Annotated in this window: 21 protein-coding genes and 1 pseudogene; 8 read left to right on the forward strand and 14 right to left on the reverse strand. The window is 58.3% G+C overall.

The annotated features are described in order from the left end of the window. Positions 1 to 22 precede the first annotated feature (22 nt). Positions 23 to 961, forward strand: coding sequence for a LysR family transcriptional regulator (locus D781_RS11165; protein ID WP_015672433.1), 939 nt, complete (start codon positions 23 to 25; stop codon positions 959 to 961). Between the two features lie 78 nt (positions 962 to 1039). Here the strand turns inward: D781_RS11165 and dpgD are convergent, their stop codons facing one another. From dpgD to D781_RS11210, 9 genes are all read right to left on the reverse strand, one after another. Continuing rightward, complete coding sequence (dpgD, locus tag D781_RS11170) at positions 1040 to 1852, reverse strand: enoyl-CoA-hydratase DpgD (protein WP_015672434.1); 813 nt, start codon at positions 1850 to 1852, stop codon at positions 1040 to 1042. A 47-nt stretch (positions 1853 to 1899) separates the two neighbouring features. Then, positions 1900 to 3159: an enoyl-CoA hydratase/isomerase family protein gene (locus tag D781_RS11175; RefSeq protein ID WP_015672435.1), complete on the reverse strand. Its 1260-nt coding sequence runs from the start codon at positions 3157 to 3159 to the stop codon at positions 1900 to 1902. A 7-nt stretch (positions 3160 to 3166) separates the two neighbouring features. Further along, the gene (gene dpgB / locus D781_RS11180) at positions 3167 to 3808 is read right to left on the reverse strand and encodes an enoyl-CoA-hydratase DpgB (RefSeq protein WP_015672436.1); all 642 of its coding nucleotides are present in this window, start codon (positions 3806 to 3808) and stop codon (positions 3167 to 3169) included. Between the two features lie 22 nt (positions 3809 to 3830). Then, on the reverse strand, positions 3831 to 4916 hold the full coding sequence (dpgA, locus tag D781_RS11185) for a 3,5-dihydroxyphenylacetyl-CoA synthase DpgA (protein ID WP_015672437.1): 1086 nt from the start codon (positions 4914 to 4916) through the stop codon (positions 3831 to 3833). 96 nt (positions 4917 to 5012) lie between these two features. After that, entirely contained in the window at positions 5013 to 6266 is a 1254-nt protein-coding gene (locus D781_RS11190; RefSeq protein ID WP_015672438.1) for a PLP-dependent aminotransferase family protein, read from the reverse strand. Positions 6267 to 6368: 102 nt separating this feature from the next. Beyond that, positions 6369 to 7610 carry an ATP-grasp domain-containing protein gene (locus D781_RS11195; protein ID WP_015672439.1) on the reverse strand — a complete coding sequence of 414 codons (1242 nt, stop codon included), beginning with the start codon at positions 7608 to 7610 and terminating at the stop codon, positions 6369 to 6371. 206 nt (positions 7611 to 7816) lie between these two features. Next, on the reverse strand, positions 7817 to 9001 hold the full coding sequence (locus D781_RS11200) for a sugar efflux transporter (protein ID WP_015672440.1): 1185 nt from the start codon (positions 8999 to 9001) through the stop codon (positions 7817 to 7819). 356 nt (positions 9002 to 9357) lie between these two features. After that, on the reverse strand, positions 9358 to 9672 hold the full coding sequence (locus D781_RS11205; protein WP_041411808.1) for a hypothetical protein: 315 nt from the start codon (positions 9670 to 9672) through the stop codon (positions 9358 to 9360). Further along, complete coding sequence (locus D781_RS11210; RefSeq protein WP_015672441.1) at positions 9666 to 10574, reverse strand: LysR substrate-binding domain-containing protein; 909 nt, start codon at positions 10572 to 10574, stop codon at positions 9666 to 9668. Before D781_RS11210 ends, D781_RS11205 begins: the two co-directional genes overlap by 7 nt. A 200-nt stretch (positions 10575 to 10774) precedes the next feature. On the opposite strand from D781_RS11210, the gene D781_RS11215 reads away from it, so the two are divergent. The 4 genes from D781_RS11215 to D781_RS11230 all read left to right on the forward strand — a co-directional run bounded on the left by D781_RS11215 (position 10775) and on the right by D781_RS11230 (position 14766). Further along, positions 10775 to 11524 (forward strand): glucose 1-dehydrogenase, encoded by a 750-nt coding sequence (locus D781_RS11215; RefSeq protein WP_015672442.1) that lies wholly within the window; start codon positions 10775 to 10777, stop codon positions 11522 to 11524. 69 nt (positions 11525 to 11593) lie between these two features. Continuing rightward, positions 11594 to 12892, forward strand: a complete 1299-nt coding sequence (locus D781_RS11220; RefSeq protein WP_015672443.1) for an MFS transporter — start codon at positions 11594 to 11596, stop codon at positions 12890 to 12892. Positions 12893 to 12907: 15 nt separating this feature from the next. After that, a complete protein-coding gene (locus D781_RS11225; RefSeq protein WP_015672444.1) occupies positions 12908 to 13759 on the forward strand; it encodes a transketolase in 852 nt (283 codons plus the stop codon). Further along, on the forward strand, positions 13756 to 14766 hold the full coding sequence (locus D781_RS11230; protein WP_015672445.1) for a transketolase family protein: 1011 nt from the start codon (positions 13756 to 13758) through the stop codon (positions 14764 to 14766). Before D781_RS11225 ends, D781_RS11230 begins: the two co-directional genes overlap by 4 nt. A gap of 142 nt (positions 14767 to 14908) precedes the next feature. On the opposite strand, the gene D781_RS23870 is transcribed toward D781_RS11230, so the two are convergent. Then, positions 14909 to 15145: a phosphopantetheine-binding protein gene (locus tag D781_RS23870; protein WP_015672446.1), complete on the reverse strand. Its 237-nt coding sequence runs from the start codon at positions 15143 to 15145 to the stop codon at positions 14909 to 14911. A gap of 219 nt (positions 15146 to 15364) precedes the next feature. Here D781_RS23870 and D781_RS11240 point away from each other — a divergent pair, with 219 nt between their 5' ends. Next, on the forward strand, positions 15365 to 15712 hold the full coding sequence (locus D781_RS11240; RefSeq protein WP_015672447.1) for a metalloregulator ArsR/SmtB family transcription factor: 348 nt from the start codon (positions 15365 to 15367) through the stop codon (positions 15710 to 15712). 3 nt (positions 15713 to 15715) lie between these two features. Beyond that, positions 15716 to 16249 carry an SRPBCC family protein gene (locus tag D781_RS11245; RefSeq protein WP_015672448.1) on the forward strand — a complete coding sequence of 178 codons (534 nt, stop codon included), beginning with the start codon at positions 15716 to 15718 and terminating at the stop codon, positions 16247 to 16249. 113 nt (positions 16250 to 16362) lie between these two features. On the opposite strand, the gene D781_RS11250 is transcribed toward D781_RS11245, so the two are convergent. The 3 genes and pseudogenes from D781_RS11250 to D781_RS11255 all read right to left on the reverse strand — a co-directional run bounded on the left by D781_RS11250 (position 16363) and on the right by D781_RS11255 (position 18341). Further along, positions 16363 to 16797: a hypothetical protein gene (locus tag D781_RS11250; RefSeq protein WP_015672449.1), complete on the reverse strand. Its 435-nt coding sequence runs from the start codon at positions 16795 to 16797 to the stop codon at positions 16363 to 16365. Continuing rightward, a pseudogene (locus tag D781_RS22740) lies at positions 16794 to 17282 on the reverse strand (hypothetical protein); the annotation flags it as partial. The pseudogene D781_RS22740 and the gene D781_RS11250, both read right to left, overlap by 4 nt. A gap of 177 nt (positions 17283 to 17459) precedes the next feature. After that, positions 17460 to 18341 (reverse strand): LysR substrate-binding domain-containing protein, encoded by an 882-nt coding sequence (locus D781_RS11255; RefSeq protein ID WP_015672451.1) that lies wholly within the window; start codon positions 18339 to 18341, stop codon positions 17460 to 17462. A 106-nt stretch (positions 18342 to 18447) separates the two neighbouring features. On the opposite strand from D781_RS11255, the gene D781_RS11260 reads away from it, so the two are divergent. Further along, a complete protein-coding gene (locus tag D781_RS11260; RefSeq protein ID WP_015672452.1) occupies positions 18448 to 19152 on the forward strand; it encodes an SDR family oxidoreductase in 705 nt (234 codons plus the stop codon). A gap of 76 nt (positions 19153 to 19228) precedes the next feature. Here D781_RS11260 and dcp read toward each other — a convergent pair whose 3' ends face one another. Then, a complete protein-coding gene (gene dcp, locus D781_RS11265; protein WP_015672453.1) occupies positions 19229 to 21430 on the reverse strand; it encodes a peptidyl-dipeptidase Dcp in 2202 nt (733 codons plus the stop codon). Between the last annotated feature and the right edge of the window lie 36 nt (positions 21431 to 21466).

Consider the following 21466-nt stretch of genomic DNA (forward strand, 5'->3'; position numbering starts at 1 on the left):
TGTATAGAGTAATATATAAAATATGAATTTTGAGGGTTTCGATCTCAATCTCCTCGCGGCGTTTAACGCGCTGATGACGGAGCGCAACGTCACCAAAGCGGCGGCGATGGCGGGCGTCAGCCAGCCGGCCATGAGCGCGGCGCTGGCGCGCCTGAGGCGGGTGTTCGATGACCCGCTGTTTATCCGCAGTGCGGAAGGCCTGCTGCCGACCGCTAAAGCGCAGGGCATCGCCCCGCCGGTCGCCGAAGCGCTGGCGCGCATCCGCAGCGTTATGCGCCCCGCCGAGGCCTTCGACCCGGCGGCGCAGGCGCTCAGTTTTACCCTGGGGCTGACGGAGTATCCGCTGCACATCATGCTGCCGGCGCTGAGTAAGGCGTTTGCGGCGCAGGCGCCGCACGGCACGCTCCATATCCGCGCCTTTACCGATCGGGATGAAACGGTAGCGCTGCTGGACAGCGGCAAAATTGACGTGGCGCTGAGCGTCACGCCCAGCAAGACGCAAAGCCGGATCCTGTCCGTGCCGCTGCTGAGCGATGAGTTTGTCACCCTGACGGGAAAAAACGGCGATGCGCCGCCCGCCGCAATGACTCTGCAGCGCTTTGTGGCGATGAAGCATATTTTGGCGTCGCCGGAGGGCAACCGCTACGGTCTGGTGGATGAGATGCTCAGGGCGCGCGGACTGAGCCGCCAGGTGGCACTGACGCTGCCCGGCATGTTCGCCATTCCGGCCCTGCTGCCCGGTACGGACTATGTCAGCACGCTGCTGCGCCGGGCGGCGGCAGGCGCGGCCTGTCGCGACGCGCTGCTTAGCTACCCGCCGCCGCTGGCGATGCCGCAGATTGAGTTTCATCTGCTGTGGCATCAGCGCACCGAGGAACATGCGGCGCACCGCTGGCTCAGAACAATGATTGCCGCAGTGTGCCGCGAGATGGACACCCCCCCTGCTGCATCACCTGGCTAATACGCGCACCATAGCGCGCAATCCGTCGGCGATCATCCCGTCGTTGCCACATCGAGCCGGCTGCCGGCCAGACGATATTCACTTGCCCGACCAAACCGGCGGTCTTTTTTCCAGAAAGGCGTCCACCCCCTCAAGCAAGTCCTGACTGTGCAATCGCCGCTGTTCTGCGACATACTGCGCCTGAAAAGCCTCCGGCAGGCTTTTATCGGCGCTGTCGTAGGCGATATTTTTAATCGCGCGCGTCGCCGCCGGCGAGCAGCGCAGAATATCATTCACCAGTTGTTCAACCGTATCCGCCAGTTTCTCCCCGTCGACCACCTGATTGACAATGCCGAACGCCTGCGCCTGACGCGCTGAGATCTGCTTGCCCGTCAGCAGCATCTCCATGGCCAGTTTCATCGGCATCTGCCGGGTCAAGCGGAAAATCCCCCCCGCCCCCTGAATCAAACCTAGCTTGGCTTCAGGCAGAGCGAAAACTGACGCTTCACTGGCGACAATCAAATCGCAGGCCAGCGCCAGTTCAAAACCGCCACCAAAGGCGTAACCCTCCACCACCGCAATAATCGGCTTGTAAATATCAGTGCGTTCGGTCAGTCGCGGCCAGCCTGGACGGCCGGCGCTGCCCAGGCTGGAAAAAGGTTCGCCGTCGGCGTAACGCGTTTTCAGCTCCTTCAAATCCTGACCGACGGAGAAAGACTTGCCGCCCGCGCCGGCCAGCACCGCCACCCACAGTTCGTCATCATGGTTAAAATCTTCCCATACCGTCAGCAACTGCCTGTGCATATCAAGATTCATCGCGTTAAGCACGGCCGGGCGGTTCAAGGTGATATAGGCAACATGCCCCCTTTTCTCGTATAACACCGCCAGCGGTAGGTTGTCTCGTTCTGCCATATGGTCTCATCCTGTTTCATCAGGCACGCCGATCAGCGCGCCTGGCATTACTCCGCCAGCGTCTCGGGGACTTTTCTGGCGAATTTACCGGTCTTTTCTTTTACATCGACGGCATACATTCTGATGACCTGTTCACGACAGAATGCCTGCATATAGTCGCGGAACGCCGACAATGGCTCTTTGGCAAGTACCAGCATGCGTTTATTTACCGGTACGGCCGGCGCGGCCATCAGCGTGATCGCTTCCTGCAGGGCCCGTTCCAGCGCCTCCGGCACCACGACCCGATCGAAGATAAATCCTGCATCAGCATCGTCAGCCCTGACTTTACGCCCATGCAAAATCACCTGCTTGGCAAACCGTTCACTGGCCGCGCTGGTAAGCCGCAGATTGGAAACCCCGGGAATAATGCCCTCTTTGGCTGCCGGCAACGAGACATAACACCCCTGCTCGCCGATCACATAATCGCAGGCCAGCACCATCTGCATACCGCCGCCGATGGCGAAAGCCTCCACCAAGGCGACCCAGGGTTTCGTGACGCAGACTTCAGCCCCCTTTGACGGGCAAACGACGCCGTGAATCAACTTATTGATGCAACCCATCTCTCTGCCAATCAAGAATTCCGGATAAGAGATGCCGGCATCGTGCAGTTTTTTCAGATTGATGCCCGAGCAAAACACCCGGCGGCCGGCATACTTCGGATGGTTGACCACGCCGCCGCGCAGCACGCCGACTTTAACTTTGTCCGATAAATGGACAATATCTGCCGCCGTTTCCAAATCGCGGACAAAGTCGCCGTCTTCGGCATGCAAGGTATCACCATTAAGGAAAGTGACTACCGCCGCCTCGTCTTCCTGGCGGATCTCCAACGCCGTCAGTCTGACGTAACCGCTGCGGTTAAAGGCCTCGACCAACGGCAGCGACGCGTCTTTCGGTTGCAACATGGCGTCTAACAGATGCGTACCGGCGTCCTCGTCCTGCAGCACCTGCGCCAGGAAAAGCGAAAAACAGTAGTCGGCAGCCGCCTGCTGCGGCGTGCCTTGCGCAATCTCGTCAAACAGCAGTTCCGCAGCAGACTGATAAAGCGCTTCAATACGCTGAGAGCGGCAATAGTGCTCCGTCCATAACCGGTATAACGCCAGCCCGTAGCACGAGAAAAATTGTGTAACGTCCGGGTCGGCAGCGCATTCGGCAATGATCATATCGTCTCTGAGGGCGCTATTGCCGCAATGCACCTGCAGCGCGGCCTTTAACGCTGAGGTTTGCTGGTGCAGCGCCTGGGAGAACTCATCGGTATATTCACTCATCATCCGGCGCTTACCCCTGACGCAGCGTACGGTCGCTGGCGGACAGCGACAGGCCGATCGTGTCCTCGTACGAGGTATGACAGGCTTCCAGCATCAGCTTGCGGCGCACGCGGATATCGGTAAAGGCGTGCGGGTTCATGCCCATCGCCAGATCCTCCGCCAGCGCGGCGGGCTGCGTGCTGGTGCGGTCCAGCAAACCGCTGGCCAACGCCTCCTCGGCGCACAGCGTATTCCCCAGCACCAGCAGCAAACGCACCCAGTTGGCCGCCAGCTGATTGGTTAAGCGATGAATCAGCATCCCCGGCAACGTGATATCTTTCCCGCGCAGCGCAAAGGTGCTGTCAGGCGTACCCAGACGCAGATCGGCAATGGCAATAATTGATAAGGCCACCAGCCCGCATTCGCCGTCGGCGGTGGCGATCAGCAGCGCATTCAGGTTTTCCACCCGGCGCAGCGCCTTTTCCCACTTGTGCAACAGACCGACATCCATACTCTCTGTTCCCTGCGCTGTCGTAGCGCCGTCCGCAAAAACGAACAGCACCTGATCGATCGCCGGAGTATTCTCAACCTGAGCGCAAAGTTGATTAAGTTGTTCAATCATGTCGCTGGTGATCGCCGCTGAGCCGGTAAAATTGATTGTTAGACGTTCCATAAATGACCTCAATTACGTTAAATTATTTTTCCCATTGCACCAGGGCAGTTTCAATCGCCGCACCGGGCCCCATCGTCATAAAGACTCCGATATCGCCGGCTGACGTTATTTTTTCATTTTGCAGACGTTCTAAAGAAAACAGGAATGAACCACTGGAAAGATTGCCGAAATCATTTAATACGCTGCGCGTGTGGCGCAGGTCACTTTTCGTTAATCCCAAATTGATACAAATTGAATCGAGCACTTTTTTGCCGCCGGAATGTACGACCCAGTGATCAATATCGCTGACGTTGAGTTGATGTTCGCCCAGCAGTTTATGCACCACTTTTTCAACTTTTGATCCCACCACATACGGCACGTCTTTCGAGAGGTAAAAGCGGTTTTTATGCTGCTCATCATTCCAATCAAACTTCATCATGCCGATGGCCGAAGGTTCGGTCAGGCTGAGCTTCGCCCGCAGTGTGATCGCGCCGGCAGGTGGCGCATCGTCTTCCGTCAAGCTTATGACCGCCGCGGCACTGGCACCGTCGCCGAACAGACTGTTAACGACCGCGGTAGGAAGCGTGCCGTCCTCAATGTAGGCCGCAGAACAAATTTCCGTACAGACCACCACCGCCAGCTTGCCCGGATTGGCAAGCGACCAGTTTTTTACCGCATCCAGGCCGTTCAGCCCGGCGGAACAGCCCATGCCGACAATATCGATCCGGTTGCAAAAATCCGACACCCCCAGCGATTCACAAAAACGGGCGCTTAACGCCGGCACTAAAAAACCCGTCGACGTCACGCAGCAAATACAGTCAATATCTTCAATCCGCATGCCAATTTTATCCAGACATTTGCGGATTGCATTCCCCCCCAGTTTGAGCGCATTTTTTTCATGACGCGCCAGCATTTGCGCATGCGTTTCACCATCGGCGGCACTTCCCGCCATATTGTCTATCGACAAATGCCTTTTACTGATTCCGCTGTTAATAAATATGGAGCGAATGCGGCTGTCGGTAATATTAAGGTTGTCACAGACCGCGCTCTGCGAATAGGCGGTTTCCGGTACATCATGCGCGCAGGCCAGAAGATAGGCGTTCATTCCGTTATTCGTTCTCTCTTTCATCTGCAAATATCCACCGTCATCTATAAATACCCGTTCGAATGCCATTCGATTAGCGGGAAAATGAAATATCACTCTGTGAATGAAGCTGTTTAACGCTCAGATCTGTTGCGGCAAGAGTCTTTCATTAAGAAACTGACAAAACTTGCGGGTCCCCGCCGCAATCGCGGCCGGCGGGTAATAGCTGAAGGCGAGACGGATACCATGAGCGCGCTGCCGGTCGCTTCGCACCGCATAACTGACCGGCAGAAATGTCACCTGATACCCCTCCGCGCAGTCGAGCAGGTGCGCGGTGTTGATTTCCTGCGGCAAGCGGATATATACGAAGAAGCCGCCGGCAGGTACGTGCCACTGCAGCAGACCGGCGCCCAATTCCTGCTCGAGCACCTGCAGCATCGCGTCACGCCGGGCACGGTATTCATCGCGGATCGGACGGATCCAGTTTTCCAATGAGTATTGATGCTCAATTAAAAAACCGGCGACAATTTGCTGATTCAGCGCACTGCTGCTCAGGCTGGTGTGATCTTTAATATGCAGCAGATGGTTAAAGGTTTCGTCGCCGTGCCGGCTTATCACCAGATAGCCCAGACGCAGCGACGGACATAACGTTTTGGAGAACGAGCCGATATAATAGACCTGGCCTGCGTTATCCTGCGTTTTTATTGCACGGGGCTGTATGCCCTCGTAATAAAACGCCGAATAGGTGCCATCCTCAATAATCTTCACCCCCTGCTGCATGCAGACCGTGAGCAGCGTGCTTTTCTCTGCCTCGCTCAGTTGGTAGGTCATCGGATTATTAAAATCAGGATTGATATAGATAAGTTTTATCTGCTTACCCTGCCGGCGATACTGTTCGATCACCGCCGGCAGCAGCGTAAAATCAACGCCGCCGGCAGGATGGGCGAGATCGTCGATAGCGATTTTAACGGATGACTTCCCCAGGACCGCGACGCAATCGGTAAATCCGAAGTAGCTGGGTTCAATAATCAGCACGCAATCCTCGGGCTGACGTAATTCGTGCAGTAACACCAGGTTGTAGGCTTCCTGGCAACCATTGGTCACCAGAATCTCCTTCTCGCCAGCGTGGATCCCCTCATCATTCGCCAACCATTTGGCGAGATGGGCAGTAATCATCCCCTGGCTGGGCCCGTAAGTGTAAAGATTCTCTCTGATTTTTGCGTTGTCATAGTGCTTTTCTGTCCGTAAAAACGCCTGATAGACCTGCGCATAACGTTCAAAATCCAGTTTGGCGTAAATATCAGGGTTGGGACGCCCTAATGACAGTGAACAGGCATGTGGGTAGCGCTGGTTAAGCGCGCCCACAATGGATAAAACACTCTCCTGAGTTGGCATACAAACATCCGTTGATTCATGTAGATAGTGATGACTGGCCCAAATAAGGCCGGCCAGACGCGTTGCCTGTCACACGCTCGTCGCCGGCGTGCCGCATGTTATTTATTCATCGACAATGCGATAAATATCATCCCGCTGCTGCCATGCCAGGATCTGATTAAAATCGCGCACTAGCTGGGATTGATCCTGATGCAGTAAATAAGCGAATCCGGGCAATCCCTTGGTGTCCGCCGTACGGGTGACGCGCTGTCCCAAACGCGGTAGCGCAAAGAAATTGGAGAAGGAAGGAAGCCGCTCTATCGCGCGTTTCCCCGGCATCGCCTCCAGTACGCCGTCGCGCTTGAACAAAAAGGAGATTTCAGACACATAGGCATGCATGCGGTAATCAGTGCCCACGTAACGGTCGATAAAATCCTGCGGCGCCAGATACATGGCCGCACACAGGCTGACCTGGGTATAGCCGAGGCAGGCGCTGAATGTCACGTCATTGATAGAGGCCCCCATCAGACGGGCATTGGTTTCAATCAGCACCGGCCCTTCCGCCGTCAGGATCACCTCATTGTGCGCTGCGCCATAATCGACGCCCAAGGCGGATAATACCTCAAGGGTATACGTCGCCAGCGCTCTGGCGTACGCTTCCTGCGCATCGATCAGATGCATCCCTTCAAAATTGTAAGCGCCGCCGCTCACCCGGCTGCGCACTTGCTCCCAGATGTCCGTCACATAATGCCGTCCTTGCCAGCTCAGCGTGTTGACGAAATACTGGGTGCCGTCAATCAGTTCCTGGATCAACACTTCATCATTTACATAACCCAGCAGATTCTCTTTGCCCAGCAGTTGTTCTGCCGCACGTCGCACGTCTTCCCCGCTCTCACACAGTATTACGCCGTCGCTGGCGCCGCTGTTCAGCGGTTTTACAATCACGGGATAACCGTTCAACTCGGCCCAGGACACCAATTCCGCGGCCGAAGAGGCTTTACACTGCCTGATTGAACGAATGCCTTTTTCCGCCAGCTTTTGCTGCGAAATAAACTTATTCCGTCGCCAGTCGGTGGTTTCAGGGTCATTTGCCGCCGGTATCCCCATGGCTGACGCCAGCATATCCGCCAATGCAATGCCGCTGTCCGCACCGGCAATCACATAACGAATGTCATACGGCCTCAGTTGCTGGATAAGGTCATCCAACGATCCGGAATAATTAATGGTTTCGACAAATCCCTGAGTACGCGTTTGACGCGAAAAATCTTGCCAGATATGCACCACGTCGCAGCCGCGCGACATAAATGCCGCCGCAAGTTCATTTCCCGTTGATAGCGCGTCGATAATAACAATCGTATTTTTCACCCATCACTCCTGTCTTGCATAAAAATAAAATCAGCAAAAAAACACCCCAAAAAAACGACACGGAGATTCCCACGCCATTACCTGACGGGATCTCGGCGGCGGTGTGTTAATTATTTATCAGAAAGTAAAGGCAGGCATCCCCTGCCAAAAATAACGGCCGTTATATTATTCCTGATATCTGACCATTATGTTCTTGCGAATATCGTCTAGGCGTCTTTAACCTTCAACAAAAACAGTAATGCCAGCAGCGACAATAACAGCGCCGCAAAATAAACGGCCTGATGATTCCAATGCTGACTAATGGCGCCCTGGAGCAAACCGGCAAAAATCGCCCCGGTGGCAATACTGTTGCTGTACAGCGTACTGGCCGTTCCCGGACTCTCCGGCATCAATTCTTGCAGATAAAGCATACCCAGTGCGCCGACGATACCGACAAAAACGGCATTCAGCACCTGAATCGCCGCCAGCGCCCACGGAGAAACTGCCTGCGTCATGCCCAGGTAAAACAGCGCGGAACAACCGGCGGCCAGCAGCATCATAGGGCGCGGGCCAACGCGCTTGATTACCGGTGAGCAGAACAGCATGATCAGAATTTCCAGACCTGCTGCGCCGCCCAACAGCCAGCCGGCGAAACTACCGTTCATGCCCGGCAGGCTGCTGATATATATCGGCATATCGATCAGGTACATCGTATCGCCGCCCCACAGCAGCGCCAAAGCGGCAAACAGCAGCCAGGCTTCTTGCGACCGGCCCGTGGTGGTCGGGGTAGCGGACGTCGCCGGCGTCGCTGAACGAGGCTGCACGTCCCCCGCAGGCAGCGAAGACAGAACGAAAAGTCCGCCCAATACAAACAACAGAGCCACTAGCAGATACAAAACGGTAAAACCGAAGTGCGCGATGATAAAGAAAGCGACGGGTGGTGCGATCACCCAGGAAATCGAAATCTGGGCACGCATCCGGGTGGTGAATTTGATAACGTCAAACTCGGCGCCGACCGAATACTGACGCGCCAAAGCAAACAGTTGCGGCATCGCCGTTGTCGCCAGCGCCGACAGCATTACGCCTACCGACACCAGAATGCGATAATCCCGGCTAAACGCGAACAGCAAGGCATTGGCAATGGCAACCGAGCAACACAGCAGGATCAGACGGCGGCGATGACCGCCCGCATCCGACTTTCGCGCCATCAGTTGGCTGACGCCTACGCCGGCCAACGCGTTAACGGTATAAAACATCCCCACCATAAACGGACTGGCGCCGATTTCCCGCGTCAGAAACAGGCTGACAACCGGCATTTGTAACGCGCCCGCCATCCCCAATATTAAGGCTACCGCCATAAAAATAATATTGACGCTCTGTCTCTGGTTTACCGTATAACGCTCCAACTCCATAAACCCATTCCGTTATTTAAATAGAGAAATAAAAAACACAGGGAAATACATCCTATATTTATATCGCAGCGGCACGACCGAAACAGTCATCGTGCGGTTATTTTTTCATGCTGGGAACACATATTTCACGGATCGTTTTTTGTGCAACAATATCTGATGGAAAATAATAGCGTCTTTTAAATTGACCGTTTCGTTAAAAATCCGGTGAATATATTTAACAGATTTTTTCCCTTTTACAATGCGCCATTTCACGGCGTAAGCGTTATATCCTTATGTCAAAAAAATAACTTGCAATTTTTTTGACATAAAACACTAAAATGGAAACAAAAGGCTGGGTATTCCACTGGCGTTGACGATCAACTCAGACTTATCTGCCAGATGGCGTCGGCCACGATAACAAGATGCACATTTGCATCAATATGAAGCAGATTAGCAATGACCGTTGCCTCATACCCACGGCCACAGCAAGTCATAGAAGAATTCCAGGACGTTTCTGCGCCGCCGGTTTGGCGGCAGCAATTCTCGGGCTGCGGTGCGTGGGTCGCAACGCCCTGCTCATCCAGCGCCAGCCAGGCCGCCTGCCGCACGCTCAGAACAAAGCCCCCCGCAGCATATGTTGCAAAAGCCCGATCGCCGTCGCTCGGCTGTTGACGCAGCTGCGCGATCAGCACACCTTGTCGCTGTCCAGCGCCTGCTGCATCCAGTGCAGAAAACGCTTCACCCGCGCCAGCTGGCCAAAACCACGCGGATAGACCAGATGATGGGCGCTGACCGGCAGGCTCAGCGCCGGTGGAAACAGCCTCACCAGCGAACCGTCGCGCAGGTAGTCCTGCGCCAGCAGTTCGCTCTCCAGCACCACGCCATGTCCCAGACGCGCGGCCTGCAGGCTCATATAGGAGCGATCGAAGCTGAACACCCAGGGGCGTTCCGGCTGCGGCAGATGGTGGGCGGCAAACCACTGCGGCCACTGGATCAGCGGCGTTTCCGACAAAATCAGCCGGTGCTCCGCCAGCGCCGCCGGCGTCGGCGCCGGATGCCGCCGCAGATAGTCCGGCGACGCCATGGCGGTAATAAATTCATCGCGGATCGTTTTGATGTCAAACGGCGACCAGTCCGGAAAGCCGTGGCGGATCGCCACGTCGATATTGTCGCGACTGAACGACAGGTTTTCATACGAACACGACAGCGTCACGTTAAGCTCCGGGCAGGCTTCATGCAGCTGTTTCAGCCGCGGCAGCAGCCACAGCAGGCCGAAGCTGGGAGCGCAGTGAATGCGCAGGGCGTTGTTCTCTTTCTGGTCGCGGATCTGCGCCGTGGCCTGGGCCAGGTTCAGTAGCAGCTGGCTGATTTCACGCAGGTAGGTTTCCCCCGCCAGCGTCAGGCTCACCCCTTTGGCCGAGCGGTTAAACAGCGAGTTGCCCACCAGTTTCTCCAGCTTGGCCAACTGGTGGCTGGCCGCCGAGGGCGTGATATTCAGCTCTTCCGCCGCGCGCGCTACATTGCCGAAATGCGCCACCTGCTCAAACACCTGCAGCGCCTTAATTGAGGGGATCGCCGCCTTTTGTATTTCCAACCGCCGTACCTCCGCTTAGGGTGGTTTGTCACAGCCTGTCACGTCGCCGAGGCTGAAAACGTTAAGCCGATCAAAACATAAGTTTAATTCAGCATCGACTGAATTTTTTTGCATTGCCGAAAAGTGCGTCTCCTCCAATGCTGAACACACCCTACCGGCCGCGATGGCCGTAAAAACATAAAAATACTCAGGAGTCGCAGATGTTACTGAACAATAAAATCGCCGTAATCACCGGCGCCGCCTCCGAGCGCGGCATCGGCCGCGCCACCGCCGCCTGCTTTGCCACCCAGGGCGCCCGGGTGGCGATCCTGGATCTGGATCGCCACGCGGCGGCCCATGCCGCGCAGCAGCTTGGCGACGGCCATCTGGGACTGGCGGTTGACGTCGCTGACCCGCAGGCGGTCAATCAGGCCGTGGCGCAAATCCTCGAGCATTACGGCCGCATCGACGTGCTGGTCAACAACGCCGGCATCACCCAGCCGGTAAAAACGCTGGAGATCGGCATGCAGGACTACGACCGCGTGCTGGACGTCAGCCTGCGCGGTACGCTGCTGATGTCGCAGGCGGTGATCCCGGCGATGCGCGCCAACGGCGGCGGCAGCATCGTCTGCCTGTCGTCGGTGTCCGCCCAGCGCGGCGGCGGCATCTTCGGCGGCCCGCACTACAGCGCCGCCAAGGCCGGCGTGCTCGGGCTGGCGAAGGCGATGGCGCGCGAGTTCGCCCCGGAGCAGATCCGCATCAACAGCATCACCCCCGGCCTGATCCAGACCGATATCACCGGCGGCCTGATGCAGGACGAGCGCCGGCACGCCATTATCGACGGCATTCCGCTCGGCCGGCTGGGCAACGCGCAGGACGTCGCCAACGCCGCGCTGTTCCTGGCCAGCGATCTCTCCAGCTACCTGACCGGCATTACGCTGGACGTGAACGGCGGCATGCTGATTCACTGATCGGGCCGCGTCACCCTACGGCCCCCGCGCGCTGCGGGGGATCGCCTGTTTGTTTCAGGAGTGGATATCATGACAACGCTTAACCTGACCGCCGCTGCCGGCGCGCGCGACGGCGCATACCGCAAGATCGCCTGGCGGCTGATGCCGATTTTGATGCTGTGCTACCTGTGCGCCTACCTTGATCGGGTAAACGTCGGCTTCGCCAAGCTGCAGATGATGGACGATTTGGCGCTCAGCGAAACCGTCTACGGCCTCGGCGCCGGCATTTTCTTTATCGGTTACTTCTTTTTTGAGGTGCCGAGCAACCTGATTCTGCACCGGGTGGGCGCCAGACGCTGGATCGCCCGCATCATGATCACCTGGGGGCTGATTTCCGGCCTGTTCGCCCTGGTGGAAACCGCCTGGCAGTTTTACCTGCTGCGCTTTCTGCTCGGCGTGGCGGAAGCCGGCCTGGCGCCCGGCCTGTTGCTGTATCTCACCTACTGGTTCCCGGCGGCGCGGCGCGCGCGCATGACGGTGCTGTGGTTTATCGCCATTCCGCTGTCCGGCATGATCGGCGGCCCGATCTCCGGCTGGATTATGGAGCGCTTTGCCGGCGTGCACGGCTGGGCCGGCTGGCAGTGGATGTTTGCGCTGGAGGCGGTGCCGACGCTGCTGATGGGGCTGGTGGTACTGATGGCGCTGAAGGACCGGGTGGAAGACGCACCGTGGCTGGATGAGCACCAGAAACGCTTGGTGCGCGCCGATCTCGACGCCGACGACCAGCATAAACACCAGCACGGCACCATCGCCGCGTTTATCGGCGACAGGCGGCTGTGGCTGCTGGCGCTGATCTATTTCTGCGTGGTGATGGGCCAGTATGCGCTCACCTTCTGGCTGCCGACGCTGGTGCGCAACGCCGGCATCAGCGAACCGCTGCAGATCGGCCTGCTCAGCAGCCTGCCGTATCTGTGCGCCATCGTGGCGATGATTCTGGCCGGGCGCAGCGGCGATCGCCGACGTGAGCGGCGCTGGCATCTGGCGATCCCGATGCTGGTCGGCGCGGCGGCGCTGCTGCTGGCCACCCAGTTTGGCCATTACGTCGCGCTGTCGATCGCCTTCCTCTGCCTGGCGGCGGCAGGCATCCTCTCCGCCTCCTCATTGTTCTGGATGCTGCCTACCAATCTGCTGGGCGGCGTTTCCGCCGCCGCCGGCATTGCCGCGGTGAACTGCTTCGCCAACCTGGCGGGGTTCTTCTCGCCTTACCTGATCGGCGGCATCAGCAGCATCACCGGCTCGCCGGCGTGGGGCATGTATCTGATTACGCTGGTGTTGCTGGCCGGCTCGCTGCTGGTGTTCCGCATCCCGGCCGCGCAGGTTAACCGATAAACACGGAGTTAAACGATGAATAGCACTGATTTACCGCATTCCGCCGCACCGTCGCTGCAACAGCGGGCGTACAACATCCGCCGGCACGCGCTGATTATGGGCCAGGTGCAGGGGCAAGGCTATATCGGCCAGGCGCTCGGCGCCGCCGACCTGCTGGCGGTCAGCTACTTTCACGCCCTGCGCTACCGCGCGGACGAGCCCGACTGGGAGCCGCGCGATCGCTTCTACCTGTCGATCGGCCACTACGCCATCGCGCTCTATGCCGCGCTGCTGGAGGCCGGCATTCTGCCGCTTGATGAGCGTGAAACCTACGGCGCCGACGACAGCCGCCTGCCGATGTCCGGCATGGCCGCCTACACCCCCGGCATGGAGATCACCGGCGGTTCGCTGGGCCACGGGCTGGGCATTGCGGTGGGCGCCTGCCTGGGGCTGAAGCGCAAAAACAACCCGGCGTTTATTTACAACCTGCTGTCCGACGGCGAACTCAACGAAGGCTCCACCTGGGAGGCGGTGATGTCCGCCGCGCACTGGCGGCTGGATAACCTGATTGCGCTGGTGGACGTCAATAATCAGCAGGCGGACGGCCACTCGTCGGAGATCCTGTCCTTCGAACCGCTGGCCGACCGCTGGCAGGCGTTCGGCTGGCATGTGCAGCGGGTGGACGGCAACGATCTGGCGGCGCTGGTGGCCGCCTTCGACGCCGCGCGTCGCCACGACCAGCCGCAGCCGCGGGTGATCCTGTGCGATACCCGCATGGGCAAAGGGGTCGCCTTCCTTGAGGCGCGGGAAAAAACGCACTTTATCCGCGTAGATGAACATGAATGGGATCAGGCGCTGACCGCACTGGAAATCGGAGAACAACCATGAACCAGACCACCACCACGGCCGCCGGCGGCAAAAAGCGTTTAACCACCTCGGCGATGATCGCCTCCATCGCCGCCGAGGGCCAGCCGACGCAGTCCGCGCCGTTCGGCGAAGCGCTGGTAGCGCTGGCCCGGCAGCGCGACGACATCGTCGGCCTGACCGCCGATCTGAGCAAATACACCGATCTGCACCTGTTCGCCAGGGCCTTTCCCGAACGTTTTTATCAGATGGGGATGGCGGAACAGCTGCTGATGAGCGCCGCCGCCGGCATGGCGCGCGAAGGCTTTACGCCGTTCGTTACCACCTATGCGGTGTTCGCCGCCCGCCGCGCCTATGATTTTATCTGTATGGCGATCGCCGAAGAGAACCTGAACGTTAAAATCGCCTGCGCGCTGCCCGGGCTCACCACCGGCTACGGCCCCAGCCATCAGGCGACCGAAGATCTGGCGATCTTCCGCGGCATGCCGAACCTGACGGTGATCGACCCCTGCGACGCGCTGGAGCTGAGCCAGATGGTGCCGGCGGTGGCGGCACATCAGGGGCCGGTGTATATGCGCCTGCTGCGCGGTAAGGTGCCGCTGGTGCTCGACCGCTATGATTATCAGTATCGCCACGGCAAGGCCCAGCGGCTGCGCGACGGCAAAGATGTGGTGATTATCGCCAGCGGCCTGATGACCATGCGCGCGCTGGAGGCGGCGGAACAGCTGGAACAAAGCGGCGTCAGCGTGGCGGTGGTGCATTCGCCGGTGATCAAACCGCTGGATGAGGAGACCATTCTGCGCGAGGCCGGCGTAAGCGGCCGCCTGGTGATCACCGCGGAGAACCATTCGCAGATCGGCGGTCTGGGGGAAGCCGTGGCGTCAACCCTGCTGCGCAACGGCGTGACGCCGGCGTTCCGGCAGATCGCCCTGCCGGACGCCTTCCTGCTGGCCGGCGCGCTGCCGACCCTGCACGACCGTTACGGTATCTCCACCGCCGAAATTATCCGGCAGATCAAGGGCTGGCTGTAGCTGTAGCCGCACCGCGACAGGGAAGTCGCATTACGCCAGTCGCAGCTCGCTCTCTTTGATATCGGCGATCGGCCCGAGCAGCGCGCGGTCGGCGTGTTTCTTGACGCGTTGATGAAGGCGATGCGCTGACGCGCCAGGCTCCTCAGGCGCGCGGCGGCGTCAGGTAATCGACCACGTCGCGCACCCGGTTGAATTTGGCGGCATCCGCCAGCGGAATGACCCGCGCGAACTCCTGCTCCAGCAGCGTCAGCGCCTCCACCCGATCCAGCGAGTCCATTTCCAGATCGAAAAAGAAATCCGCGTCAATCGACATATTGGATTTGTTGATCCCCTGCAGTCTGGCCAGCGCGCCGAGCACCCGTTGCTCTATGGTTTCCATGCGTTTTCTCCGAAAATTCTCCCATAACGGCAGATCATTGCCGACAGCGGTGGCTGAAAATATAGGATTATGGCGAAAAAATAGCGTATTTATGCCAAAAATAGCGCTATTCGTCACGTTTCCTGCCTTTATCCTCTTTTTGTCACCTGCATCACGTCGCCAGAAAAAACCAGACAAAAAGAGATTGAATATCCGACGCATCGTTCTATATTCAACCATATGGTTAAATTACCGCACTCTCAGCTGGACGCCGTTTTTCACGCGCTGGCCGACCCGACAAGACGCGCGATCCTGACGCGACTGTCGCAGGGCGAGCGCAGTATCGGCGAGCTGGCCGCGCCGTTGAACATGAGTTTCGCCGGCGCCTCCAAGCACATCAAAGCCCTGGAACTGGCTGGCCTGGTGCAGCGCACCGTGCAGGGAAGAAACCATATTTGCCGACTCGAACCAGAGCCGATGGCGCAGGCCATGCAATGGCTGCAATCCTATGAACATTTCTGGGCGGAACGACTCGATGCGCTGGAACAGGCGCTGCGGCAGTCGGAGCCGTCCACTCCCAAGGAGTGAACGATGAATGATTACGGTATGGTGATTGAAACCGGCACGTTGAGGATCCAGCGCCTGCTGCCCGGCCCGATTGAACGCGTCTGGGCCTACCTGACCGAATCCGACAAGCGCGCCACCTGGCTGGCGGCGGGCGACATGCAGCTGGAGCGCGGCGCGCCGTTCGAGCTGGTATTCAACAACGGCGAACTGGCGGGCAAAGATGAACCCGCGCCGGCGGAATACAAGGCATACAGCGGCCCGGTGACCAACCCGGGGCATATTATCTGCCTGTTTCCGCCGCAGGTGCTGAGCATCACCTGGGAAGAGAAAGGCCAGGAGCGCCCGTCAGAGGTCACCTTTGAGCTGACCGAGCAAGGCGACAACGTGCTGCTGACCGTCACCCACCGCCGCCTGGCCGACCGCAGCCAGATGCTGAGCGTCGCCGGCGGCTGGCACACCCATCTGGATATTCTGCTCGACCTGCTGAACAACCAGCCGCCGCGGCCGTTCTGGGCCACGCTGACGCAGGCCGAAGAGGCATATCGCGCCAGGCTGTAGCCAATAAAGAGCACATTACTGATTACGCGCCAGGCGAAAGCCTGGCCGTTTTTTATGTAAGGAGAAAAAAGATATCTCAACTGGCAACTTGTGCTTAAACATGACTAATTCTCTTAAGGCCTGCGATAAATCTGGATAAACACCCTTTCCGGTTTCGGCAACTGTGCGACCATCACCACATCTTTCGACTCTGTGGTGCGCCAACATTTGGCCTCAACCGTACAGGTAACCTGCGGTTGGTAGCCCATGTTTGCCAAATACGCGTTCACATTACTGATGTCAGTCGTGCCATAAAATGTCACCGCGAAAGCCTGCGCTTCTGGACCTGAGATGCTTGCGTAATTGAAATCATAGTGGTCGGAAATACGCGGCATATTTTTGAACAATTCTGGCGTGTAGAAATTATACAGGCGAGAATCTTGCTCGGTATATTGCGCGCTGCCTGCAAACTCTGTTTTCATCGTCGGCCACAAATACGCAAATACAGCGGCCACAGCAACGATAACAATAGAGCCAATAACAGCAATGATCTTCTGTACCTTTTTCATACGAGAGGAGCACCTCTTCCACCCTGCATAAAAGAGCCATTCCGAGTAGCAACAGCAACATTCCCAGAGTTAAAATCACTGTAGGGTCTGATGGTTTTCATAAAGGGCGGTAGCTCTCCTCTACGTGGTTTAGCATGGGGAAATCTGGCCGGATCGGGAAATAGTATGGGTAAAAAACTCTCGTTCTTGAACGAACCAATCGGGCCATAATGGTCCCAACGTCTTAAGGCCTCAACTTTACTAACAGGACGCAGAAAAGGAAACGGATTTTCAATAGACATTACGCGGTAAAACCCGAGTAAATCGGAAACCAGATCTTCACCGCTAAAACCGCTATCGGTAACCAAATTGACAGGGAATGATGCCTGAAACGCTTCAAACTTGCGCGCGAGCGTCATCATCATCGCCAGCGCGATGCTTTGCCGCTCATAATACGAACGCCCCTTTCTGATACGCCATTTAATAAACGTTCCCATACGGAGAATACGAGGCCAGGTTTAAAAGTTAGCAAGCCGCCGGCAACAAGATATTATTATCGGAAGTTAACTATTTAATAATGACCGAATCAGGCGGTTGACGGATTGATATCACCGCGTCTATTCAGATTGGCGGCGGGTGAGAATATTAGCGCCGTAGTCATCAGCGGGCACCGGCCGGCCGCGCTAACCGCCAGCCAGCGAGAGCCGATCCACGCACCAGTCCCATACCGCATCGCGCTGGGCGCGCGGTAAGGATGAGCGCTTGCGGACGAGGAAATAGCTGGGCTCTTTGATCATGCTCTCCTCCGCGACCTGTACAAGACGCCCGGCCTTGAGATCGCCGGCCACAAACGCCCGGCATGCCAGGGCGATCCCCTGCCCAGCCAGCGCCGCATCCAGCGCCAGCGTCGTCTGGTTAAATACCGCGCCGGGCAGCTTGCCGCCGGCACGCAGAAACAGCGGCCAGTGGCCCTGCGAATCATGCAACAGCGGAAACGCCCCAATCTGTTCAGGAGACAGCGGGAGCGGTAACTCTTTGACCAGATGGGGGCTGGCGACCGCTACCAGCTCCTGGTGGAACAGCAGCCTGGCCTCCAGCCCGGACGGGAACGGAGGACAGGTTAACCGTATGGCAATGTCCACCTGATCGCGCTCAAAATCGCAGAGCGCTTCGGTGGCGACCGTACGCAGCTCCACGCCCGGCAGCGCGGCGTTCAGCTCGGCCAAACGGGGGATCAGCAGCTTCGCGGCGAAGGTTGGCGTCACGCTGATGGTAACGGTGTCCGGCCGCTCCAGAAGCCGTCCGGTGGCGTCACCCAGCGTATCAAAAGCGCGCGTCACCTCCGTCAGGTAGCTTGCGCCCTGCGGCGTCAGGGCCAGGCCGCGCGGCAAGCGCTGAAACAGGGCCTGGCCCAGATGCTCTTCCAGCGCGCGCACCTGCTGCGCAACGGCGCCCTGGGTGACGCCCAGCTCCTCGGCGGCGGCCCGAAAACTCAACCGGCGCCCCGAGACCTCGAATGCACGCAGGGCATTGAGCGGAGGAAGTTTACGGCGGGATGGCGTCATGGCGATGCCCTATAGTTTTTCTACAGTCTGAGACGTTTATTTATCACACGCAACTTCGGCTGTCACCTGACACAATGGCGGCAGAACCTAACCAAAGGAGGCCGTCATGGCTGAAGAAAAAGTTGCGCTTATCATGGGCGGAGGATCCGGTATGGGGGCCGCGGCCGCACGCAGACTGGCTCAGGATGGCTATCGTATCGCCATCCTCTCCTCGTCGGGCAAGGGCGAGGCGCTGGCCAAAGAGTTGGGCGGCGTCGGCGTCACCGGCTCAAACCAGTCACTCGACGACGTGAAGCAAATCGTGGATCTGACGATGGCGACGTGGGGGCAAATCGACGCGCTGGTCAACTCCGCAGGTCACGGCCCGCGTGCGCCGCTGCTCGATATCACTGATGAACAGTGGCACCAGGGCATGGATGTCTATTTGCTGAGCGCCGTGCGCCCGATCCGTCTGGTCGCGCCGATCATGGCAGCGCAAGGCGGCGGCGCCATTGTCAACATTTCGACGGCCTGGGCGTTCGAGCCGTCCGCCGAGTTCCCGACTTCGGCGGTGTTCCGGGCGGGTCTTGCCAGCTTCACCAAACTCTTTGCGGATGGCTATGCGGCGAAGAATGTTCGCATCAACAATGTGCTGCCCGGCTGGATCGACAGCCTGCCCGAAGTCGCAGAACGCCGCAACAGCGTGCCGATGGGACGCTATGGCACCGTCGAAGAGATCGCCGACACCGTAGCCTTTTTACTGTCGGCAGGCGCAGGCTACGTCACCGGCCAGAATATCCGCGTCGATGGCGGCGTCACCCGCTCCGTCTGATTGGTCCGCTATAATAAACGAGCCGTCTTTCCCAGTAGGAAGACGGCTCGTTGCCCGGACACTCTCTAGAGATAAATCACTGCTCTTTCAGGCCGCGGTTAATCAGCATCGGTTCGATGCTCGGCGCTTTGCCGCGCCAGGTTTCATACAGCTTTTCCAGATCTTCGCTGTTGCCGCGCGACAGCACCATATCACGGAAGCGCTGGCCGTTCTCCGCCGTCAGGCCGCCGTGTTCACTGAACCACTGGAAGGCGTCGTCCGCCAGCATTTCAGTCCACAGATAGGCGTAATAGCCGGCGGCGTAGCCGTTGCCCCAGATATGCTGGAAGTAGCTGGAACGGTAGCGCGGCGGCACATAGCTGAGATCGATGTTATCTTTCTGCAGCGACTGCGCCTCAAACTGGTCGACATCCTGCTGCGGCTGGTCGGCGCTCAGCATATGCCAGTGCATATCCAGCAGCGCCGCCGCCAGCAGTTCGGTCATGTCGTAGCCCTTGTTGAACTTGTCGGCCTTGTTGATTTTGTCGACCAGTTCCTGCGGCATCGCCGCGCCGGTCTGGTAATGCTTGGCGAAGTGGGCGAAGACTTTCGGGTCGCGCGCCCAGTGCTCGTTAAACTGCGACGGGAACTCAACAAAATCGCGCGCGGTATTGGTGCCGGACAGGCTCGGGTACTGCTGATCGGCAAAGATGCCGTGCAGCGCATGGCCGAACTCGTGGAACATGGTGATCACATCGTCATACGACAGCAGCGCTGGCTGGCCAGGCGCCGGTTTGGTGAAGTTGGCGACGTTGTAAATCACCGGTTTGGTGCCGTTGAGTTTCGACTGCTCGACGAAGTTGCTCATCCAGGCGCCGCCGCCCTTGTTGTCGCGCTTAAAGTAGTCGGTATAGAACAGCGCCAGCGATTTACCGTCCTTATCAAACACCTCATACACCCGCACGTCCGGCTGATACACCGGAATATCCTTGCGCTGTTTAAAGCTGATGCCGTACAGCAGGTTAGCCGCGTAGAACACGCCGTTGTTCAGCACGTTATTCAGCTCAAAGTAAGGTTTGATCTGTGATTCATCCAGATCGTACTTCTCCTTGCGCACCTGCTCGGCATAGTACTGCCAGTCCCAGGCCGCCAGTTTGAAATCGCCTTTCTGCCGGTCGATCACCGCCTGGATATCCTTCGCCTCACGCTGTGCGCGCGCGGTGGCCGCCGGTACGATATCGCGCATAAAGCTCAGCGCCGCCTTCGGCGTTTTCGCCATCTGATTTTGCAGTTTCCACGAGGCGTAGTCCGGGAAGCCCAGCAGCTTGGCCTGCTCGGCGCGGATCTTCGCCAGTCGGGCGATGGTCTGACGGGTATCGTTGCCGTCGCCCTTCTCGGCGCGCGTCCACGAGGCGTCGAACAGCGCCTTGCGCGTATCGCGATCCGTCAGCGTCTGCAGATCCGGCTGCTGGGTGGTATTCTGCAGCACCAGCAGCCACTGCTTGTCCAGTTTGCGCTCGCTGGCCGCCTGGGCCGCGGCCGCCAGCTCGCCGGCGGACAGGCCGTCCAGCTTGCTCTTGTCGCTGATGGCCAGCGCGCCGTTCTTCGCCGCCGCCAGCAGTTTATTGGTGAACTGGGTGCTGAGGGTCGCCGCTTCCTGGTTCAGCGCCTTCAGTTTGGTTTTGTCGGCGTCCGACAGGTTGGCGCCGGCCAGTTCAAAGCTCTGGTAGGCCACCTCCAGCAGACGGCGGGATTCCGCATCCAGCTTCAGCGCGTCGCGCTGCTCATACACCGCCTTAATACGCGCAAACAGCTTGCTGTTGAGCATAATGGCGTCATCCATCGCCGCCAGTTTCGGCGAGACTTCTTCATCCAGCTTCTGCAGCGCGTCGCTGGTGTTGGCCGAAGTCATGGCGCCGAACACGCTCATCACCCGCGTCAGCAGCGCGCCGGTTTTTTCCAGCGCCACCAGGGTATTGTCAAAATCCGCCTTGGCCGGGTTGTTGGCGATTTTTTCCACTTCCGCCAGTTTCTGTTTGATGCCCTCATCAATCGCCGGCGCGTAGTCGCTTTCCTTAATCTGGTCGAAAGGCGGCGCCTGATACGGCAGACGGCTCTGGTAGAAGAACGGGTTGTCGCTTTTCTGGTTCTCGTGCTGGTTGGCTTCGCCGGTCACCGTCGCCTCCTTCGCCTGGCCGCTCGGCAGCGCCGCATGTTCAGAGGTGGTTTTGCTCTCCTCGGCCTGCGCCTGCGTGCCTAACGCCATGCTCATCGCTAACACTAATGTGGATAAACGCATCAATTCAAACTCCTCCATGTAAGGTGCGGGGAAGCA

Source organism: Serratia sp. FGI94 (assembly GCF_000330865.1).
Classification (GTDB): Bacteria; Pseudomonadota; Gammaproteobacteria; order Enterobacterales; family Enterobacteriaceae; genus Serratia_B; species Serratia_B rubidaea.

What these genes read in the sequence shown, in the direction of transcription:
- D781_RS11165 (WP_015672433.1), top strand. Translation starts at nt 23, where the DNA reads ATGAATTTTGAGGGTTTCGATCTCAATCTCCTCGCGGCGTTTAACGCG.
- dpgD (WP_015672434.1), bottom strand. Translation starts at nt 1,852, where the DNA reads ATGGCAGAACGAGACAACCTACCGCTGGCGGTGTTATACGAGAAAAGG.
- D781_RS11175 (WP_015672435.1), bottom strand. Translation starts at nt 3,159, where the DNA reads ATGATGAGTGAATATACCGATGAGTTCTCCCAGGCGCTGCACCAGCAA.
- dpgB (WP_015672436.1), bottom strand. Translation starts at nt 3,808, where the DNA reads ATGGAACGTCTAACAATCAATTTTACCGGCTCAGCGGCGATCACCAGC.
- dpgA (WP_015672437.1), bottom strand. Translation starts at nt 4,916, where the DNA reads ATGAAAGAGAGAACGAATAACGGAATGAACGCCTATCTTCTGGCCTGC.
- D781_RS11190 (WP_015672438.1), bottom strand. Translation starts at nt 6,266, where the DNA reads ATGCCAACTCAGGAGAGTGTTTTATCCATTGTGGGCGCGCTTAACCAG.
- D781_RS11200 (WP_015672440.1), bottom strand. Translation starts at nt 9,001, where the DNA reads ATGGAGTTGGAGCGTTATACGGTAAACCAGAGACAGAGCGTCAATATT.
- D781_RS11215 (WP_015672442.1), top strand. Translation starts at nt 10,775, where the DNA reads ATGTTACTGAACAATAAAATCGCCGTAATCACCGGCGCCGCCTCCGAG.
- D781_RS11220 (WP_015672443.1), top strand. Translation starts at nt 11,594, where the DNA reads ATGACAACGCTTAACCTGACCGCCGCTGCCGGCGCGCGCGACGGCGCA.
- D781_RS11225 (WP_015672444.1), top strand. Translation starts at nt 12,908, where the DNA reads ATGAATAGCACTGATTTACCGCATTCCGCCGCACCGTCGCTGCAACAG.
- D781_RS11230 (WP_015672445.1), top strand. Translation starts at nt 13,756, where the DNA reads ATGAACCAGACCACCACCACGGCCGCCGGCGGCAAAAAGCGTTTAACC.
- D781_RS23870 (WP_015672446.1), bottom strand. Translation starts at nt 15,145, where the DNA reads ATGGAAACCATAGAGCAACGGGTGCTCGGCGCGCTGGCCAGACTGCAG.
- D781_RS11240 (WP_015672447.1), top strand. Translation starts at nt 15,365, where the DNA reads ATGGTTAAATTACCGCACTCTCAGCTGGACGCCGTTTTTCACGCGCTG.
- D781_RS11245 (WP_015672448.1), top strand. Translation starts at nt 15,716, where the DNA reads ATGAATGATTACGGTATGGTGATTGAAACCGGCACGTTGAGGATCCAG.
- D781_RS11250 (WP_015672449.1), bottom strand. Translation starts at nt 16,797, where the DNA reads ATGAAAAAGGTACAGAAGATCATTGCTGTTATTGGCTCTATTGTTATC.
- D781_RS11255 (WP_015672451.1), bottom strand. Translation starts at nt 18,341, where the DNA reads ATGACGCCATCCCGCCGTAAACTTCCTCCGCTCAATGCCCTGCGTGCA.
- D781_RS11260 (WP_015672452.1), top strand. Translation starts at nt 18,448, where the DNA reads ATGGCTGAAGAAAAAGTTGCGCTTATCATGGGCGGAGGATCCGGTATG.
- dcp (WP_015672453.1), bottom strand. Translation starts at nt 21,430, where the DNA reads ATGCGTTTATCCACATTAGTGTTAGCGATGAGCATGGCGTTAGGCACG.